Raw genomic sequence first — 478 nt, 5'->3', positions numbered from 1 at the left:
ATAGGCGATGCAGTGGCATTGATTGCTAATGTTCAGTTGAACAAACAGCTGATGGTTGGTTATTCATACGATTTCTCTGTTTCAAATTTAGCGACTTATAATAATGGATCACATGAGATTATTATTAGTTATGATTTCGATGGATTTCTTAAGAATAAGGTGATTTCACCAAGATATTTTTAATTGTTGAAAACAGAGAAAAAGAAACGAAATGAAAAGATATTCAATACTGATCATATTATTAATGAGCTTAACGATTGGGGTTAATGCTCAATCTTATAAAAATAAGCTGGATAGTTTAGTGGCTACATACAGAGTAAGTCAGGCCAATAAATCGTTCGATAACCTGGCTTATATCAATGCCATTAAGAAGTACGAAAAATTAAATGAAGCGGGTTATTTGTCTGATTCAATTAAAGGACAACTGGCTGTGGCCTATTTAAAAGTAAGTGAAACGGTAAAAAGTGAAAATACTTTC

Annotated in this window: 2 protein-coding genes; both read left to right on the top strand. The window is 32.0% G+C overall.

Annotated elements, in window-relative coordinates; translation table 11 throughout:
• The coding region (locus OM075_RS26685) for a type IX secretion system membrane protein PorP/SprF (protein ID WP_301193390.1) at positions 1 to 183 on the top strand (183 nt) is incomplete at its 5' end.
• Between the two features lie 28 nt (positions 184 to 211).
• On the top strand, positions 212 to 478 hold a 267-nt coding region (locus OM075_RS26680; RefSeq protein WP_301193389.1), incomplete at its 3' end, for a hypothetical protein.

Source organism: Plebeiibacterium sediminum, assembly GCF_026013605.1.
In the GTDB taxonomy this organism is placed as follows: Bacteria; Bacteroidota; Bacteroidia; order Bacteroidales; family Marinilabiliaceae; genus Saccharicrinis; species Saccharicrinis sediminus.
The sequence above is the reverse complement of the archived record's forward strand: the minus strand, read 5'-3'. Positions and strand labels throughout refer to the sequence as shown.